Origin of the sequence: Brucella ciceri, assembly GCF_041930145.1 — a bacterium.
Classification (GTDB): Bacteria; Pseudomonadota; Alphaproteobacteria; order Rhizobiales; family Rhizobiaceae; genus Brucella; species Brucella intermedia.
Genome location: NZ_JBHEEV010000003.1, coordinates 187,045 through 205,367, shown reverse-complemented (window position 1 = coordinate 205,367; position 18,323 = coordinate 187,045). Strand labels below are relative to the sequence as shown.

The following is an 18,323-nucleotide window of genomic DNA, read 5'->3' as shown; positions in this document are numbered from 1 at the left end:
CAGCATAGAATTTTTCAAAAGCGCTTGACCATGTTCAAAGGCTCTTCTAGCCTGCAATTTGACCAACTAGTCAAGTTTTTGCGCAAGGCAAGAATATTGTGGCCAAAGAGCCGGGTCACGGGAACATATATTGGCGGGTGAATGTGGGCCAGAAATATAATGGCCCGGATTTGAACGCCCATACATAATGCGGAGGCAGAGCGCATGGTGCTCACCAGCAATCTTAGAGTCAATGGCGATCGCCTTTGGGACAGTCTGATGGACATGGCCCGGATCGGTCCCGGTGTGCGCGGTGGCAACAATCGCCAGACCCTGACCGATGAGGATGGCGAAGGCCGCAAGCTGTTTCAGAGCTGGTGCGAAAAATCCGGGCTTTCGATGGGCGTCGACACGATGGGGAACATGTTCTTCATGCGTCCCGGCGAAGATGCCGATGCCGATCCCGTTTATATGGGCAGCCATCTGGACACACAGCCGACGGGCGGCAAGTTCGACGGCGTGCTGGGCGTACTCGGCGGGCTCGAAGTCATGCGCACGCTCAACGATATGAACATCAAGACGAAACGACCCATCGTCGTCGTCAACTGGACGAATGAGGAAGGCACGCGCTTTGCGCCCGCCATGCTCTCGTCCGGTGTGTTTGCCGGCGTGCACGAACAGGAGTGGGCCTACCAGCGCACCGACGCCCAGGGCAAGAAATTCGGCGATGAGCTGGAGCGCATCGGCTGGAAAGGCGATGAACCGGTCGGCAGCCGCAAGATCCATGCGATGTTCGAGCTTCATATCGAACAGGGGCCGATCCTCGAAGCCGAACACAAGGATATCGGCGTCGTCACCCATGGCCAGGGGCTGTGGTGGCTGCAAGTGACGTTGACGGGCAAGGAAGCGCATACCGGCTCCACGCCGATGAAGATGCGCAAGAATGCAAGCCTCGGCCTTGGGCGGATGCTGCAACTCGTCAACGAGATCGCCATGTCGCACCAGCCGGACGCGGTGGGGGGTGTCGGCCATATCGACGTATCGCCCAATTCGCGCAATGTGCTCCCCGGCCAGATCGTTTTCACCGTCGATTTCCGCTCGCCCAACCAGGCCGTGCTGGACGACATGAAAGCGCGTTTTGAAAAGGAAGCGCCGAAGATCGCGGCGGAACTGGGCATCGGCATCGAGATCGAAGTGGCGGGGCATTTCGACCCCGTGACATTCGACAATGGCTGCGTGGAGGCTATCCGCAATGCGGCGGAACGGCTTGGCTACAGCCACCGCAATATCGTTTCGGGCGCAGGCCATGATGCCTGCTGGGTCAATCGCGTGGCACCGACCGCCATGGTCATGTGCCCCTGCGTCGATGGCCTCAGCCATAACGAGGACGAGGACATTTCGAAAGAATGGGCGTCGGCGGGAACCGACGTGCTTCTGCATGCAGTATTGGAGACCGCTGAAATTGTGAGTTGATTTCGGGCTTCTCCGATACTGCTACTGTTCGCAACAAAACCAAAAGGGGAACGACGAACAATGGCAAAGGTCATCAAAGGCGGAACCGTCATCACGGCTGACCGCACCTTTAAAGCCGATGTTCTCATCGAAGGCGAGAAGATCGTTGCCGTCGGCGACAATCTCTCCGGCGATGAAGTGATCGATGCATCCGGCTGCTATATCATGCCCGGCGGCATCGACCCGCACACCCATTTGCAGATGCCCTTCATGGGCACCTATTCCTCCGACGATTTCGATACCGGCACCGCAGCCGCGCTTGCGGGCGGCACCACGATGGTGGTCGATTTCGTCCTGCCCGGCTCCGAGGGCAATCTTCTGGAAGCGTTGCAGGAATGGTTCCAGAAAGCGGGCAAGGCGCGCACCGACTATTCGTTCCACATGGCCATCACCGGCTGGAACGAGCGAACCTTCAACGAAATGGCCGAAGTGGTGAAGCGCGGCATCAACACCTTCAAGCATTTCATGGCCTACAAGGGCGCGCTGATGGTGAACGATGACGAGATGTTCGCTTCTTTCCAGCGCTGCGCGGAACTTGGCGCCATGCCGCTCGTCCATGCCGAAAACGGCGATATCGTCGCACAATTGCAGGCGAAGCTGATGGCCGAAGGCAATGACGGGCCGGAAGCGCATGCCTATTCCCGCCCGCCGGAAGTCGAAGGCGAAGCCACCAACCGCGCCATCATGATTGCCGATCAGGCAGGCGTGCCGCTCTATGTCGTGCATGTGTCCTGCGAACAAAGCCATGAGGCGATCCGCCGTGCGCGCCAGAAGGGAATGCGCGTTTTCGGCGAGCCCCTGATCCAGCATCTGACGCTCGATGAAAGCGAATATCACAACCGGGACTGGGACTATGCGGCCCGCCGGGTCATGTCTCCACCGTTCCGTGACAAGGTCAATCAGGACAGTCTTTGGGCTGGCCTTGCGGCAGGAAGCCTGCAATGCGTTGCGACTGACCATTGCGCTTTCACCACCGAGCAGAAGCGCTACGGCATCGGCAATTTCACCAAGATTCCAAACGGAACGGGTGGGCTGGAAGAACGCATGCCGGTGCTGTGGTCGCGCGGCGTGCGCACCGGGCGCCTGACGCCAAACGAATTCGTGGCTGTCACATCGACCAACATCGCCAAGATCTTGAACATCTATCCGCAGAAAGGCGCCGTTCTGCCGGGTGCGGATGCCGATCTTGTCATCTGGGACCCGGAGGCCACCAGGAAGGTTTCCGCAAAGACCCAGCATTCCTCCATCGATTACAACGTGTTCGAGGGCTTTGAGCTCAAGGGCCTGCCGAAGATGACGCTTTCCCGCGGGCGGGTTGCTTTCGACAAGGGTAACGTCACGGCGGAACCCGGCGACGGACGCTTCATCGAGCGCGAGCCGAATGGCGCCGTCAATCGGGCGCTGTCGCAATGGAAGGAAATCGTTGCGCCGCGCAAGGTGGAACGCAGCGCCGAACATATGCCGATAGGGGTCTGACACATGGCCATCGTCCAGCTTCGGGAACCGCGCATGAGTTTGAATGACAGCATGGCCCCGAAGGGGGGCGAGGCAAATGCGCAGACCGTGATCGATATCAAAGACCTGTCGCTCGTTTTCGAGACGAATGACGGGCCGGTCCATGCGCTGTCGAATATCGATCTCGCCGTCAGGCGCGGCGAGTTCGTTTCCTTCATCGGTCCTTCGGGATGCGGCAAGACGACGTTGATGCGTGTCGTCGCCGATCTCGAACGGCCGACCTCCGGCTCCGTCACCGTGAACGGGAAAACACCGGAACAGGCCCGCCTCGCCCGGTCCTATGGCTATGTGTTTCAGGCGGCTGCCCTGTTTCCGTGGCGCACCATCGAAGACAATATCAGCCTGCCGCTGGAGATCATGGGCTTCTCCAGGACCGAAAGGCGCGAGCGGATCGAAAAGAACCTCGCGCTCGTCAATCTCTCGGGCTTCGGCAAGAAATATCCGTGGCAGCTTTCCGGCGGCATGCAACAGCGCGCATCGATCGCACGCGCCCTCTCCTTCGATCCCGACATGCTGCTGATGGACGAGCCTTTCGGCGCGCTCGACGAAATCGTGCGCGATCACCTCAACGAACAGCTTCTCAAGCTATGGGCCGCGACGCGCAAGACCGTGATTTTCGTCACGCACTCGATTCCGGAAGCGGTGTTTCTTTCCACGAAGATCGTCGTCATGAGCCCGCGCCCGGGGCGAATACATGAAATCATCGATTGCGACCTTGGCCCCGACAGGCCGCTGGAAATCAGGGAATCGGAAGCATTCCTTAAAATTGCCCACCGGGTCCGTGAAGGTCTGCGTCTGGGGCATATTCATGAGTGAGCGCGCGCCTCAACCGCATTGTGCCGGAGATCGCCCATGAAAGGTTTTCTGCGCGACAGATTCATTCCGGTGACGACCATACTCGCCGTCATCATTGCGCTCTGGTATGGGCTGGCGATTGTGCTCAATGCGCCGTTCGAACGGGATCAGGCTACCCGTGCGGGGACGGAAATCACCTTCTCAACGCTCGTCGCCAATACGATGCATCAGGAGCGACCGGTCCTGCCCGCGCCGCATCAGGTGGCCGAGGAAATCTGGAAGACCGTCTTCGGGGTCAAGCCCAGCTCCAAGCGCAGCCTCGTCTATCACGGATGGGTGACATTATCCTCCACCTTGCTGGGTTTCGTGCTGGGGTCGGCGCTAGGCGTCCTCCTTGCTGTCGGCATTGTCCATTCCCGCACGCTCGACAAGAGCCTGATGCCGTGGATCATCACCTCACAGACGATCCCGATCCTCGCCATCGCGCCAATGATCATCGTGGTGCTGAATGCAGTCGGCATATCGGGCCTGCTGCCCAAGGCGATCATCTCGACCTATCTCTCCTTCTTTCCGGTAGCTGTCGGCATGGTGAAGGGGCTGAGATCGCCCGACGTGATGCATCTCGACCTTATGCGCACCTATAATGCATCGAGATCGCAGGTGTTCTGGAAGCTGCGCTGGCCTGCGGCCATGCCGTTTCTTTTCACGTCGATGCAGATCGCGGTCGCCATCAGCCTCGTCGGCGCCATCGTGGGTGAGTTGCCGACCGGAGCGGTTGCGGGACTGGGTGCGCGGCTGCTTGCAGGTTCTTATTACGGCCAGACCGTGCAGATATGGGCTGCCCTCGTTGCCGCTGCCCTGATGGCCGCCGTGCTGGTTGCGCTGATCGGCATCGCAGCGCAGCTCGTGAACCGGCGCATGGGCGCGAAGCCGGAAAGGGCGGCAGCATGATGACAGGCATTCTTTCCGTCATGGCGCTCATTGCCGGTTCCTGGCTGCTCGTGGGTTGGGTGGCAAGCCTGAAGACCCGCAATCCCGTAGGCCAGAAGATGCTGGATATCGCCGTGCCGGCGCTGTTCGGCATCGCGATGCTGCTGCTCTGGGAAGTAACGGTCCGGCTCTTCGCCATCCCGCAGGTTCTCCTGCCTGCACCTTCGGCTATCTGGGCGCGCATCGCCGCGTCCGTACCGATCCTCTGGGCGGATTTCAGGCAGACTTTCCTCAAGGCCGTCATCATCGGCTATGCCGCGGGGTGCGGCCTTGGTTTCATCACCGCCATCATCGCGGACCGGATTCCGTTCCTGCGCAAGGGGCTGCTGCCGCTCGGCAATCTGGCCGCAGCGCTTCCCATCGTTGGTGTCGCACCGATCATGGTGATGTGGTTCGGTTTCGACTGGCAGTCAAAGGCAGCGGTCGTCATCATCATGACCTTTTTCCCGATGCTGGTGAATACGGTCGCGGGCCTTGCCAGTGCCGGGGCGATGGAACGGGACATGATGGAAACCTACGGCTCCAGCTACTGGCAGACATTGTTCAAGCTGCGCCTGCCAGCGGCCATGCCCTTCATATTCAACGCTCTCAAGATCAATTCCACCCTGGCGCTGATCGGCGCGATCGTGGCGGAATTTTTCGGCACGCCGATCGTCGGCATGGGCTTCCGCATCTCGGCGGAAATCGGGCGCATGAATGTAGACATGGTCTGGGCGGAAATCTTCGTAGCCGCGCTTGCCGGTTCGCTCTCTTACGGGCTGATCGCGCTGATCGAGCGCAGACTGACATTCTGGCACCCTTCATACAGGAGGACCTAGGCCCGAATATTTGGCATCTGCAAACATAAGGCAGACCAAAGCGCATTCAGAAAAGTGGAAACCGGTTTTCGGAATACGCCTGATAAAAAGAACCAGAGGAGAACGGAAATGAAAAAGGCAATTTCTTTATGCCTTGGGACTGCGGGGCTGGCGCTCGCTCTTATGAGCAGTTCGGCAATGGCTGCCGACAAGCTGACCTTGCAGCTCAAATGGGTGACGCAGGGGCAGTTCGCCGGCTACTATGTGGCCAAGGACAAGGGCTTCTACGAGGAAGAAAATCTCGACGTCGATATCAAGCCGGGCGGGCCGGACGTCGCTCCGCCGCAGGTGATTGCCGGTGGCGGCGCAGATGTCGTGGTCGACTGGATGCCTTCGGCGCTTGCGACCCGCGAAAAAGGCGTCCCGCTCGTCAACATCGCCCAGCCCTTCAAGAAGTCCGGCATGATGCTGACCTGCCGCAAGGACACCAACATCACCAAGCCGGAAGATTTTCGGGGCCGCACCCTTGGCGTCTGGTTTGGCGGGAATGAATATCCATTCCTGTCGTGGATGAGCCATCTGAAAATCCCGACCGAGGGCGGCAAGGACGGCGTGACCGTGCTGAAGCAGGGCTTCAATGTCGACCCGCTGATCCAGAAGCAGGCCGACTGCATTTCCACCATGACCTATAATGAATACTGGCAGGTGATCGATGCGGGCATTCCAGCCGATCAGCTTGTCGTCTTCCCTTATGAAGAACAGGGTGTCGCGACACTGGAAGACGGGCTTTACGTGCTGGAAAAGAGCCTCGACGATCCGGCGATGGTCGACAAGCTGGCCCGCTTTGTCCGCGCCTCGATGAAGGGCTGGAAATATGCCTCCGAAAACCCGGGGGAAGCCGCCGATATCGTGCTCGACAATGATGCCTCCGGCGCGCAGACCAAGGAAGTGCAGGAGCGTATGGTCAAGGAAATCGGCAAGCTGGTCGATGGTTCCGATGGCACTCTCGACGTGGCAGCTGCCGACCGCACGGTGGAAACCCTGCTCGGCGGCGGTTCCGATCCGGTCATCACCAAGAAGCCGGAAGGCGCGTGGACCGCGAAGATCACCGACGCCATGAAGAAGTGATCGCGTTCGGAGCGCCTTTCATTCTGATTGGATCATGCTCTGAAATGAGAAAAGAAAACCGGCCCCAAAGGCCGGTTTTCTGTTTTTGATTTGCGTTTTCGCAACCTGATCCCGCCGGTTTCCACCTTTGGGGACGTGCTCAAGCCTATTCCGCCGGTTCAGCCGCCCCGCCTCTTTGCGGCTTTCCCTTGAGCGCCTGATTGAGTTCCCGTTCAAGCCGCGCTTCTTCCTCTGCCTTGGGCTGCGTGAAGCGTCCAAGCAGCAGATAGGCGACCGGCGTCACATAGAGCGTCGCGATGGTTGCAAGACCAAGACCGCCGACAATGACCCAGCCCAGAGCCACGCGGGCTTCCGCACCGGCACCGCTCGCCAAAATCAGGGGCACGCCGCCCAGAACCGCGCAGATCATGGTCATGCAGACGGGACGGAGACGAATATTGGATGCTTCCTCGATTGCCTCGCGAACGCTCAAGCCCTTGTCACGCAACTGATCCGCAAACTCGACGATCAGGATACCGTTCTTGGCCATGATGCCGACCAGAAGCACAAGGCCGATCTGGCTATAGACGTTCAGGCTGGTGCCGGTAAGCAGCATGGCGAAAACGGCGCAGCCCAGCCCAAGCGGAACGGTGGCCATCACAATCAGGGCGCTGACAAAGCTTTCGAACTGTGCCGCCAGCACCAGAAGAATGATGATGATGGCAAAGCCGAACACCATGGCGAGACCGCTCGACGTTTCGCTGAGTGTGGAAGCTTCGGCCAGCGGAATGATGTGACTGCCCGGCGGCAACAGAGGCGCTGCGATCTCCTGCGCGGCCTTGTAGGCGTCGCCCAGGGCAAAATCGTCGCGCAGGTTTGTCGTGATCGAGACCGAACGCTGGCGCGTCTCGCGATCAAGCTGCGGTGGAACCGCCTTCTCGACAACCGAAGCGATGGACGACATAGGCACATAACGGCCGTCCGTCGTCTTCATGAAAATGTTTTCAAGATCGGTTGGATCGTTGATCGGATTGGTGGTGGCGACGAGTTTCACATCGAAACTGCGATCCCCGACATAGACCGATCCTATCTTGCGGCCGTCCAGCACGGATTGCACGGCATTGGCGAGCCCGGTGATGTCGATACCCAGATCCGAGGCCCGCTCGCGATTGATCTCGACGGACAATTGCGGCTGGGTCGGTTCCACGGAAAGGCGTGGCTGCACGAAGCGCGGGTCCTTTTCCAGCGCGGCGACAACCGCCTGCGCCGCAGGCTGCAGCTTGGCATAGTCGCTGCCCACAATGGCGAACTGCAAGCCGTTGCCCGCGCCGCGAATACCAAGGCTGTTGGGCTGGGTGGTGAATATGCGCACCGCCGTTATGCCTTTGATGCGCTGGGTAATATCAGCCATGATCTCCTGCTGGCTGCGCGCGCGTTCCTTCCACGGCGCCAGCGTCAGGACGACGAAGCCGTTATTGGCCGATCCGCCGGAACCCGCAATGGCATAGGTGGTGGTGATTTCACCACTGTCGCGCAGCGGCTGGATCGCTTCCTCGATCCGGTCGAGCTGTGACTGAAGGAACTCCACGCTGATGCCTTGCGGCCCGTTGATGCGCAGCAACGCGACGGCACGATCTTCCGACGGTGTCAGTTCCTGACGGATCAGGCCATAGCCGACAAAGGATGCACCGGCGAAAAGCAGGGCGACGAGCACAACCACGAACGGCGCCGACAGGCAGAGATGCAGCGTCTTCTTGTAAAACGCAGCAAGTCCACCACCGATCCGGCGCAGGAAAAGCGGGCCGTGGCCGCCATCCTCGCCATTGCCTTCCTTGAGAAAGCGGGAGGCGAGCATCGGGCAAAGCGTCAGCGCCACCACGGAAGACAGAAGCACCGCAATCGCCAGAACGAAGCCGAATTCGCGGAACAGACCGCCCGCCTGCCCCGGCAGGAATGAAATCGGCACGAAGACCGCCGCCAGCGTGAGCGTGGTGGCGATGACGGCAAAGAAGACTTCCTGCGTGCCGAGCACGGCAGCAGCGCGCGGCCCCATGCCCTGATTGCGCCGCCGGACCACGTTTTCCAGCACCACGATGGCGTCATCGACCACGAGGCCTGTCGCCAGCACCAGCGCCAGCAGGGTGAGGATATTGACGGAAAACCCTGCCAGATAGATGGCCGCGATCGTGCCTATGAGGGCGACGGGCATGGACAAGGCCGGAATGAGCGTCGCGCGTATATCCCACAGGAACATGAAGATAATTGCCACGACGATGATCACCGACGCGATCAGCGCGATTTCCACCTCGTGGATAGCGCCATTGATGAAGTTCGCATCGTCACTGGTGACGGCAATATTGACGCCCGCAGGCAAGGTCTTCTGCAGATTGGCGACCGCTGCGCGAATGCCTTCCGAAATGTCGAGCGTGTTCGACTGCGCCTGACGGACGATGCCGAGACCGATTGCCGTCTTGCCGTTGGAGCGAACGGCGGAGCTTTCGATATCGGGCCCCAGCGTGACGGTCGCGACATCGCGAATCTGCGTGCGTCCGCTGATATAGACGTTTTCGAAATCTTCCGGCTTTTCCAGATTGGCCGTGGCGCGAACCACGATGGACTGATCGGCGCTGCGCAGCGAACCGGCAGGGGCGTCCAGCCCCATGGAGGAAAGCGCCTTGGTTATATCGGCAATGGTCAGGCCGTAGCTTGCAAGGCGCGCCTGATTGATATCGATGCGGAAGATCTTGTCGCGGTCACCGTTGATCTGAACGTCGGCAACGCCCGGAACGGCGGACAGGATATCCTGAATCTGGTCTTCGACCAGCACCGTCATGTCATCGACGGACATGGTGTCGGACGTAACCGCCAGACGCATCACCGCATCGGCATTGGAGTCCGCCTTGATGATGCGGGACGGGTCCGCCTCTTCCGGCACGTCATTGGCAACGCGGGAGATCGCATCCCGCATGTCGGCGGCGGCGACATTGAGGTCCACGCCGTCATTGAATTCCACCGTGACGCGGCTTCGCTCAAAAGACGATGTGGAGGAAATGGATTTCACGCCGGAGACGCGCGCCACCGCGTTTTCAAGGACCTGCGTCAACTGGCGGTCGATGGTTTCAGCGGACGCACCCTTGAAATCCGTGCTGATCGTCACGACGGGCCGGTCTACGTCCGGCAGTTCGCGGATATCGACGCCCGTGAAAGCGGCCAGACCCGCAACAACGATCAGAACATTGATAACGAATGCAAAGACGGGACGGCGGATGAACAGCGCCGTCGATCCGCCTTTGTCGGATGAGGAATTGTGACCGGTCACGTTGTCATCCTCATCCTGCGGTCCGCTTTGCCGAGGCCGGGTCCGCCAGCGCCGTACCCTGCTCGTCCTTCACGCGTACGGGCGCGTCGTCCCGCACGGTCTGGACGCCCTGCGTGACGATCAGGTCGCCCTGCTTCACCGGACCGTCGATGAGGATATTTGTTGAATTGCGCTGAACGATACGCGCGTCGATCTTGCGGGCTACGCCGTCCTCGACGCGCCAGACATAGGAACCGTCTGCGCCCCACTGGATGGCCAGCGGATCGACCGAGGGATAGCGGTCGCCCGGGAAAAGAACGGTGACGGAAAACGACATGCCGGCGCGCAGGCGATCCTGCGTGTTGGGGACTTCTGCCCGGACGTGCAGCGTGCGGCTGGCTTCGTCCAGCATGTTGTCCACGGCGTTGATTTCGCCAATATAGGTCTCGCCAGGGAAAGCGGTCGATTCCGCCATCAAGGGCTGGCCGACCTTGATCTGCGGCGCGAACCGTTCCGGCACCCAGATATCGATCAGCACTTTCGACCGGTCATCGATGCGGCCGATGGACGTCTGTGCGGTGATGTAATTACCCACATTGACGGGCAGGATGCCGACGATGCCGGAAATGGGCGCACGGACCGTGCGGCGGCTCAGGGCGAGCTGCGCGTCCTGCAAGGCAAGCTGCGCATTGGCGACCGCCAGTTCCGTTTCGACCACCTGAACTTCCGTTGCCGTGTTCGTCGCCCGCAATTTTGCGATGCGCTGGCGGGTCGTCTGCGCATCCTTCAATGCGGTTTCCGCCTTGGCGACGGCGATCTTCTCCGTCTCGGCATCAAGTTCTGCGACCGGATCGCCTTCCTTCACCATGTCGCCAGCCTTGACGTAAAGCTTCGTCATGTAGCCGCTGGAATATGGGGTTATCGAAACGGTGCTGAGAGCCCGTGCCGAGCCGATAGCCGTCAACCGGTTGTTGATGGTCTCTTCGCCCGCCGCTTCCACGACGACCAGCGGCGCAGACCGCCCGCCCCCGTTTCTGGGCGCTTCGCCCGTTGCGGCGGCCTTCACCACATCGGACTTGTTCTTATATGCATACCAGCCGCCGATGGCGGCCGCGGCGATGAGCAGGCACAAGGCAATCTGCTTCCAGGATTTCATTCAGCTCTCCGGCGAGGTGTACCGTCGCCCGGACGGACCTCGTATTCGAAACCATTATGTCGGGCGCGGAAAATGCCAGCAAATAGTATCAGAATGATGATTGCCTTCACATTGCGCAAATCACGCATTCTCCGGGCAGGACCAGAAGAAGTACGGATTTTTCCGACTACGATTTTGCATAGAGGCCTCGCACCGTCGAGTTAAATTTCGGTAATGCTGCGCATGAAGAGCGCGGAACCGGGGGCGTTTTTAACCGATTGAACAAAGGCTGTTGGATTTATCGGCCGGCTCCATATATAGGAGGCTACCTTTATGAATTGCGTTTCGACGGCAGACCGGTTTAGGCACCGCGGCAATTGGGCCGGTTCGCCTTGAATTGGAAGCAGGCTATGGCGGTTGTTGAAAAGACCACGGAAACGGGCGCGCTTTCCCCCGAAGCGGCCTCTCGGACTGCGACCGTCGAGCGGCTCTCCCCAACCCAGTTTACACGACTGCCCTGGCGCAACCGGCTTTCAAGCAAGCTCCTGCTGCTGACCGCGCTCGCAGTGCTGATCACCGAAGTTCTGATCTTCGTCCCGTCCGTGGCCAATATGCGCGTGCGCTGGATGAGTTCCCGGCTCGATACGGTGGGCGCCGTCAGCGAAGTGCTGGCGGCCAGCGGCAACATGGATGTGCCGCGCGAAATCCAGGACAAGGTGCTTCTGGCCACCGGCACCAAGGCGATCGCCATGCGTGAGGCCGGGGCGTCGCGCCTGCTCGCCATGTCGGAAGTTCCCGGCAAGATCGATCAGATCATCGATCTGAACAATATCAGCGAAGCGGCGGCCATTTGGGATGCATTCGGCACCTTGTTCAACGGCGGGGAGAGAACGCTGCGAATCTTCGGTTCGGTTTCATCCTCCGGTTCGCCGGACCGTGTCATCGAAATTGTCACCTCCGATGCGCCGCTTCGCCACGCCATGCTCGTCTATGCGCGCAACGTCACTTTCATATCCCTCATCATTTCCGTGATAGCGGCAAGCCTGATCTACCTGATCATCCATGAAATGCTGTTGCGGCCAGTGCGCATCATGCATCGCAACATGATCGATTTCGCATCGTCTCCCGACAATCCCGCGCTCATTCTCGTTCCGGAAAATCGCAAGGACGAATTCGGCATCGCCCAGCGCCAGATATCCCATATTCAGAGCGACCTCCAGCGCACGCTGAAGGAACAGAAACACCTGGCCGATCTCGGCCTCGCCGTTTCCAAGATCAACCACGACATGCGCAATATCCTGGCTTCGGCGCAGTTGATGTCGGACAGGCTTGCCGATACCGAAGACCCGATGGTGCAGCGGTTCGCTCCCAAGCTCATTCGCACGCTCAGCCGTGCGATCAGCTATTCCGAAAGCGTGATGGCCTATGGCCGTTCGCAGGAAGCGCCGCCGCGTCCGCGCCGCGTCCTGCTGCACACCATCATCGCGGACGTGCAGGAAACCTTGAGTCCCAGCTCCGAAAGCAGCATCGAGTTCGAGAATCTAGTTCCGGAAGATTTCGAGCTGAATGTCGATTCGGAGCAGTTGTTCCGGGTCCTGAGCAATCTCTGCCGAAATTCCGTTCAGGCCATGGAGCGTGACCAGACGACTGATGTCGCGACGGTCAAGCGACTAACGATTTCGGCGGGAAGAATCGGGACGACGACGATCATCGGCGTCGAGGATACCGGCCCCGGCCTGCCGCAAAAGGCGCGCGACAATCTTTTCACGGCGTTCCGTGGCTCGACGCGCAGCGACGGCACCGGCCTCGGGCTTGCCATTGCGCAGGAACTGGTTCGTGCGCATGGCGGCACAATCGAGCTTCGCGAGGACCGCCCTGTTGGCGCGCATTTCGAGATTCGCATTCCTGATTTGCAGATGCGCCGCGAAGACCGCAGCAACCAGCGCACCGAAGAGAACGCCTAGACAATCTGCCGTTGCACCGGCTCCGGCCGAAAAGCCCGGAAATGCGAGGCCTGACAAGAAATCTTCACAGAACCACATTTTTTTCTAAGAAGACGCTTGCATTTAGCGATTTGTCCGATTATCAACCGCCCATCGCCGCAGCGAGCGGCACACAGGCAAGCACCCGTAGCTCAGCTGGATAGAGCACCAGACTACGAATCTGGGGGTCAGAGGTTCGAATCCTTTCGGGTGCGCCATTCCCTTACTGGTTGATTTTATGCACAATCCGGCGTTGGCGCTGCCAGCGCGGGTCTGGCATGTTCTGGTCCCCGGCGGCACAAAAGCACGCTGAAACATCTCCCACTTTGGAAGACATGATCCCTTAACGAGCTGCGCTCAACGCAGCTCCAGCCCGCCATTCTCGACGATGAAGTCGATAATCTCCGGCACGCCCTTGCCGCGATGGAGATCGGTGAAACCGAACGGACGTGAGCCGCGCATCCGCGCCGCATCCCCCTGCATGACCTCGAGATCAACGTGCACATGAGGGGCGAGATCGCTCTTGTTGATCACCAGGAAATCCGACCGCGTGATGCCCGGTCCGCCCTTGCGCGGAATTTCCTCACCCTGACAAACCGAGATGACATAAAGCGTCAGGTCCGCCAGATCGGGCGAGAACGTGGCCGCCAGATTGTCGCCGCCGGATTCGATGAAGACGATATCCAGATCCGGAATCCGCCGGTTCATTTCGGCGATTGCCTGCAGATTGATGGAGGCGTCCTCGCGGATCGCCGTGTGCGGGCATCCGCCCGTCTCGACACCCATGATCCGTTCCTCGGGCAAGGCCTGAGAGCGAGCCAGAATAAGGGCGTCCTCCTGCGTGTAGATATCGTTGGTAATCACGGCGACCGAATATTTATCGCGCATCGCCTTGCAGAGCTTTTCGGTCAGCGTCGTCTTTCCCGATCCCACCGGCCCGCCAATGCCGATGCGCAAGGGTCCGTTTTTCTGTGTCATGTGCGAAAAAGCCTCGAATGTTGGGGTTCGTGTTTCATGGCCGTGATGTCACTAACGCCAGTAAATATCAGTCGTGGTGATGATGATGGTCATGGTCATGGTCGTGGTGACCATGATGATGTCCGTGGTCATGATGCGAATGGCCACCCGCATATGCACCGCGCAGCGGACTGAAAATTGCCGTTACATCCGTCACCTTGGCGCCAAGCCCCTCGAGCATCGCCTTGATGACATGGTCGCGAAGAATGAAGATACGGTCATTCTCGATCTGTGCCGCCAGATGCCGGTTGCCGATATGCCAAGCGAGTTCGGCTATGTGGAGCGGATCGCGCCCGCGAATTTCGTAGAGTTCCTCGCTTGCAGCGCGGATTTCAATTTCGCGCCCGTCGTCCAGAACGAGCCTGTCTCCGTGACCCAGCACAACCGGCTCCGCGAAATCGACAAGCACCTTCTCGCCGCCTTCCAGAGCAATGGCTTTGCGCCGCAGATGGCGTTCATCGCGTTCAAGAACGGCGTGGCCCGCAGGCACAGCATCGATCACCTCATCCGCACGAATAATGGCAGTGGCACGAAACATTTGTTTGCCTCTCAAGCTCAAAACAAGAAGTAACGCGGCGCCACGGGCGCGACGCCAATACGGCACAACACTATTGGGAACTATGAAGTGCTACCAATGCCGTCTCTTATATTGGCCACTGCAAATATCCGTTTGTCCAGCCCAATCGTATTTCGGAGTTCCACGACAGGTTACTTTTGGTCTTCGGCCCTCCGATCCGTCCTATCATCCGGCGCGCGCCAACGCCGGCTGCGCAACCGTCTTTCGATAGAGGTGCCACGTCGCATGTCCGAGGATGGGCAGCACCACAGCCAGTCCGGCAAACATGGTGGCGAAGCCCACGACCAGCATAGCGGTTACAATTGCCGCCCAAAGCAGCGCTTCGAGTGGATTGCGCCAGACGACACGCAATGATGTCGCGATAGCCGCCGCAGCCCCGCAATCCTGATCGAGCAGCATCGGAAAGGTGACAATCGTCAAGCACAGGACGACGATTGCAAAAAGGAAGCCAATGCCACAACCGGCGAAAATAAGACTGCGCCCCTCTTCCGTCGATGACACCTGATTGATCAACATCGAGAAGCTCTCGGGCGGCATGGGGCCGAAATAATGAACATAGAGATTCTGAGCCACCAACAGCCACGCAATGAAGATTGCGAAAAGGAAGGAGCCGACGGCCACGATCGACGGCAATGCCGGGGAGCGGCTGACATCGAAAGCGCGCCTCCAGCTCGTGTCCATTTTCTCCTCGCGGCGCCTGCTCATTTCATAAAGCGGCAAGGCGGCAACCGGCCCGATCAACGCGAAGCCGGACATGAGGGGGAACAGGAGCGGCAGCGCATTTGCGTTGGTGCTCCAATAGGTGATGAACAACCCGGCCAGCGGATATATGAGACAAAGAAAAACGTAATGCGATGGCTTCGCCCAGAAGTCGTCGAAACCCAAACGCAGGGCATCGATTACATCCGCCATCTGGATGCGCTTGACTTCCGGATAAAAGGCAGTCTGGTCCCGACCTGCAATTACATGAAACTGTGCCATGACGCTCCTCCTGCGGGTTAGGCAGTCCTGACGGCAAGGGCGGCGGTCAGGACAGGCCTGCACGCAATTTCCGGCTTCACATGGTCAGCGGATAATCCGCGTGAAGCCTGACGATCAGGCAGGCAGTATACATCGAAAAGAGCGGCTGCGAAAGAAAGGCGGCCTGACAGGATTGAGCCCGCCTGAACGAATATCGCATTTGCACGACACAGTGCTTTTCCAAACGTCAGCGAGATCAACCAAATATGATCTGTTCATCGAACCGCGATGTGCTAGTGCCAGTCACGGAAAATAGCAGCTCGGGAATGCGGTTAAATGGAATGGATCCCTATAGGCTTGATGGCATTCAAGGTCATCGTGTTGGGCGTGGCCATGTTCTTTGCCATCAAATTTCATTATGATGAGGGCAAGAAGAAGAAAAACAAGGAAGGCGGCACGTGAACAACCTGCCGCGGAACGAGTGCCCCGCTGAAGCGGGGCCGGCGTGAACTGCGCCGACAGCATTAAAGCTGCAAATGCCGAGCGTCTTGCAAAGAATGTGAACAGGCGGTGCCGGTTGCGTAGCTGGTCCGGTCGGCTATCCAATGCGGGATGGGTGCACACCGATGCGCATCTGCTCTCCTGCCCTACGAGGGATGAAGCCAAATTTGCGTTGAATATCAGGAGGAAATGGTGCTGCGAGAGAGGATTGAACTCTCGACCTCTCCCTTACCAAGGGAGTGCTCTACCACTGAGCTACCGCAGCAATCTCTTGAGTGCGGCGGACTTCTGCCACATCATTACGCAAATCGCAAGCAAGCAATTGCATTTCTTTTCACATAATGTGGAAATCTGCCGAACACGCATCTGAAACCCGCTTTTCCGGCCCTTTTTCCCGTAGTAGAAGACCGTCATGAGCGACACGACCACCAACAAAGAGAAACAAATCCAATCCGACCAGCGCAAAAAGCGCCGGGCCGAGGAACTGCGCGCGAATCTCATGCGCCGCAAAGCGCAATTGAGATCGCGGCGCGCAGGCGAAGCCGATGAACGAAACGACGGCATCACCGCTGCCAGCGACGACACCGACTGAGAATCACGACGACAAAGCCTTTCTTGAAGATAGGGAGGCTCTGCGGTAAAAGCTCATTTCTGTTCTTCGCAGCGATATCGTCCTTTTGTGATTCGTATTTGACGTAATTTGGCCGCAAGACTCGTAATTTCATCACGCAACGCCTCCGCGCCGTAACGGCCGCTGGATTTGGTGCAAATTTATCGGGCAAGGTATCGGCCCAGAAGGTGACAAAGCATGGATCGCATCAAAATCGTCGGCGGTAACAAGCTCAACGGCATCATTCCAATCTCCGGCGCCAAGAACGCCGCCCTGCCCTTGATGATCGCCTCGCTTCTGACCGACGATACGCTGACGCTCGAAAACGTGCCGCATCTGGCCGATGTCGAGCAGTTGATACGCATCCTGAGCAACCACGGCGTCGACTATTCGGTGAATGGGCGTCGCGAGCACCAGAACGGCGCCTATTCGCGCACCATTCACTTCACCGCCCGCAATATCGTCGACACGACCGCGCCTTATGAGCTTGTGTCGAAGATGCGCGCCAGCTTCTGGGTCATCGGGCCGCTTCTGGCGCGCACCGGGGAGGCAACCGTCTCGCTGCCGGGCGGTTGCGCCATCGGAACCCGCCCCGTGGACCTGCTGCTGGAATCGCTTCAGGCACTGGGAGCGCAAATCGACATCGAAAACGGTTATGCCAAGGCGCGCGCGCCGAAGGGCGGCCTTGTCGGCGCCCGCTACAGCTTCCCGAAAGTATCCGTCGGCGCGACCCATGTCATGCTGATGGCAGCGGCTCTCGCCAAGGGAGAGACGATCATCGAGAATGCGGCCCGCGAGCCGGAAGTCGTCAATCTCGCCGACTGCCTCAACGCAATGGGCGCAAAAATCACCGGTGCGGGCACCAGCACCATCCAGGTGGAAGGCGTGACCAGCCTTTCGGGCGCGCGCGTTCGCGTCATTCCCGACCGTATCGAGACCGGCACCTACGCGATGGCCGTTGCGATGACCGGCGGCGACGTGCTTCTGGAAGGCGCGCAGGAAAGCCTGCTGTCGTCGGCGCTGGACACGCTGCGTCAGGCGGGTGCCGAGATCACCGAGACGAATAGCGGCCTGCGCGTGGTGCGCAATGGCCATGGCATCCAGCCGGTCGACGTCACCACCGACCCCTTCCCCGGCTTCCCGACCGACTTGCAGGCGCAGTTCATGGGCCTGATGACCAAGGCGAAGGGAACTTCGCGCATCACGGAAACCATTTTTGAAAATCGCTTCATGCACGTGCAGGAGCTGGCGCGTCTCGGCGCAAAAATCTCCCTGTCCGGCCAGACGGCAACCGTCGAAGGCGTGGAGCGCCTGAAAGGCGCTCAGGTGATGGCGACGGACCTGCGCGCATCGGTTTCCCTGGTGATCGCGGGCCTAGCCGCCGAGGGCGAAACCATGGTCAACCGCGTCTATCACCTGGATCGCGGCTTCGAGCGGCTGGAAGAAAAACTGTCCCGCTGCGGCGCGTTGGTGGAACGCATCAGTGGTTGATAGGGCCGAGCGGAGCGACTTTCATTGCTCCGCTCTTTTCTTATTCTCCTTGAAGAA

15 protein-coding genes and 2 tRNA genes are annotated in these 18,323 nt (G+C 59.3%); 11 read left to right on the top strand and 6 right to left on the bottom strand.

The features are described 5' to 3' along the window. The first annotated feature begins 204 nt into the window (after positions 1–204). From JNC63_RS07315 to JNC63_RS07290, 6 genes are all read left to right on the top strand, one after another. Positions 205–1,452, top strand: a complete 1,248-nt coding sequence (locus tag JNC63_RS07315) for a Zn-dependent hydrolase (RefSeq protein WP_021586297.1) — start codon at positions 205–207, stop codon at positions 1,450–1,452. Positions 1,453–1,512: 60 nt separating this feature from the next. Further along, complete coding sequence (gene hydA, locus JNC63_RS07310; protein WP_006465994.1) at positions 1,513–2,967, top strand: dihydropyrimidinase; 1,455 nt, start codon at positions 1,513–1,515, stop codon at positions 2,965–2,967. A gap of 33 nt (positions 2,968–3,000) precedes the next feature. Beyond that, on the top strand, positions 3,001–3,822 hold the full coding sequence (locus JNC63_RS07305) for an ABC transporter ATP-binding protein (RefSeq protein ID WP_075041788.1): 822 nt from the start codon (positions 3,001–3,003) through the stop codon (positions 3,820–3,822). Between the two features lie 36 nt (positions 3,823–3,858). Beyond that, on the top strand, positions 3,859–4,752 hold the full coding sequence (locus JNC63_RS07300; protein WP_021586299.1) for an ABC transporter permease: 894 nt from the start codon (positions 3,859–3,861) through the stop codon (positions 4,750–4,752). Continuing rightward, positions 4,749–5,609 (top strand): ABC transporter permease, encoded by an 861-nt coding sequence (locus JNC63_RS07295; protein WP_021586300.1) that lies wholly within the window; start codon positions 4,749–4,751, stop codon positions 5,607–5,609. Before JNC63_RS07300 ends, JNC63_RS07295 begins: the two co-directional genes overlap by 4 nt. Before the next feature lie 108 nt (positions 5,610–5,717). Next, positions 5,718–6,716 (top strand): ABC transporter substrate-binding protein, encoded by a 999-nt coding sequence (locus JNC63_RS07290; RefSeq protein ID WP_021586301.1) that lies wholly within the window; start codon positions 5,718–5,720, stop codon positions 6,714–6,716. Positions 6,717–6,861: 145 nt separating this feature from the next. Here JNC63_RS07290 and JNC63_RS07285 read toward each other — a convergent pair whose 3' ends face one another. Together JNC63_RS07285 and JNC63_RS07280 are read right to left on the bottom strand one after the other, a co-directional pair. Next, positions 6,862–10,014, bottom strand: coding sequence for an efflux RND transporter permease subunit (locus tag JNC63_RS07285; RefSeq protein ID WP_006465986.1), 3,153 nt, complete (start codon positions 10,012–10,014; stop codon positions 6,862–6,864). A gap of 10 nt (positions 10,015–10,024) precedes the next feature. After that, the gene (locus JNC63_RS07280; RefSeq protein WP_374846187.1) at positions 10,025–11,149 is read right to left on the bottom strand and encodes an efflux RND transporter periplasmic adaptor subunit; all 1,125 of its coding nucleotides are present in this window, start codon (positions 11,147–11,149) and stop codon (positions 10,025–10,027) included. Between the two features lie 389 nt (positions 11,150–11,538). Between JNC63_RS07280 and JNC63_RS07275 the strand changes: the two genes are divergently transcribed. Both JNC63_RS07275 and JNC63_RS07270 read left to right on the top strand, forming a co-directional pair. After that, positions 11,539–13,092 (top strand): sensor histidine kinase, encoded by a 1,554-nt coding sequence (locus tag JNC63_RS07275; RefSeq protein WP_021586304.1) that lies wholly within the window; start codon positions 11,539–11,541, stop codon positions 13,090–13,092. Between the two features lie 159 nt (positions 13,093–13,251). Beyond that, positions 13,252–13,328 (top strand) — tRNA-Arg (locus tag JNC63_RS07270). Positions 13,329–13,467: 139 nt separating this feature from the next. Here JNC63_RS07270 and ureG read toward each other — a convergent pair. The 3 genes from ureG to JNC63_RS07255 form a co-directional block, all read right to left on the bottom strand. Further along, positions 13,468–14,088: an urease accessory protein UreG gene (gene ureG, locus JNC63_RS07265; protein ID WP_021586305.1), complete on the bottom strand. Its 621-nt coding sequence runs from the start codon at positions 14,086–14,088 to the stop codon at positions 13,468–13,470. Positions 14,089–14,155: 67 nt separating this feature from the next. Further along, positions 14,156–14,665, bottom strand: a complete 510-nt coding sequence (gene ureE, locus JNC63_RS07260) for an urease accessory protein UreE (RefSeq protein ID WP_021586306.1) — start codon at positions 14,663–14,665, stop codon at positions 14,156–14,158. A 204-nt stretch (positions 14,666–14,869) separates the two neighbouring features. Then, entirely contained in the window at positions 14,870–15,685 is an 816-nt protein-coding gene (locus JNC63_RS07255; RefSeq protein ID WP_021586307.1) for a DUF2189 domain-containing protein, read from the bottom strand. A gap of 315 nt (positions 15,686–16,000) precedes the next feature. On the opposite strand from JNC63_RS07255, the gene JNC63_RS07250 reads away from it, so the two are divergent. Beyond that, the gene (locus tag JNC63_RS07250; RefSeq protein WP_006465979.1) at positions 16,001–16,126 is read left to right on the top strand and encodes a hypothetical protein; all 126 of its coding nucleotides are present in this window, start codon (positions 16,001–16,003) and stop codon (positions 16,124–16,126) included. A gap of 229 nt (positions 16,127–16,355) precedes the next feature. On the opposite strand, the gene JNC63_RS07245 is transcribed toward JNC63_RS07250, so the two are convergent. After that, positions 16,356–16,430: transfer RNA gene (locus JNC63_RS07245), tRNA-Thr, on the bottom strand. Positions 16,431–16,577: 147 nt separating this feature from the next. On the opposite strand from JNC63_RS07245, the gene JNC63_RS07240 reads away from it, so the two are divergent. Beyond that, positions 16,578–16,757 (top strand): hypothetical protein, encoded by a 180-nt coding sequence (locus JNC63_RS07240; protein WP_006465978.1) that lies wholly within the window; start codon positions 16,578–16,580, stop codon positions 16,755–16,757. A gap of 216 nt (positions 16,758–16,973) precedes the next feature. After that, a complete protein-coding gene (gene murA, locus JNC63_RS07235) occupies positions 16,974–18,266 on the top strand; it encodes a UDP-N-acetylglucosamine 1-carboxyvinyltransferase (protein ID WP_006465977.1) in 1,293 nt (430 codons plus the stop codon). The last annotated feature ends 57 nt before the right edge of the window (positions 18,267–18,323 follow it).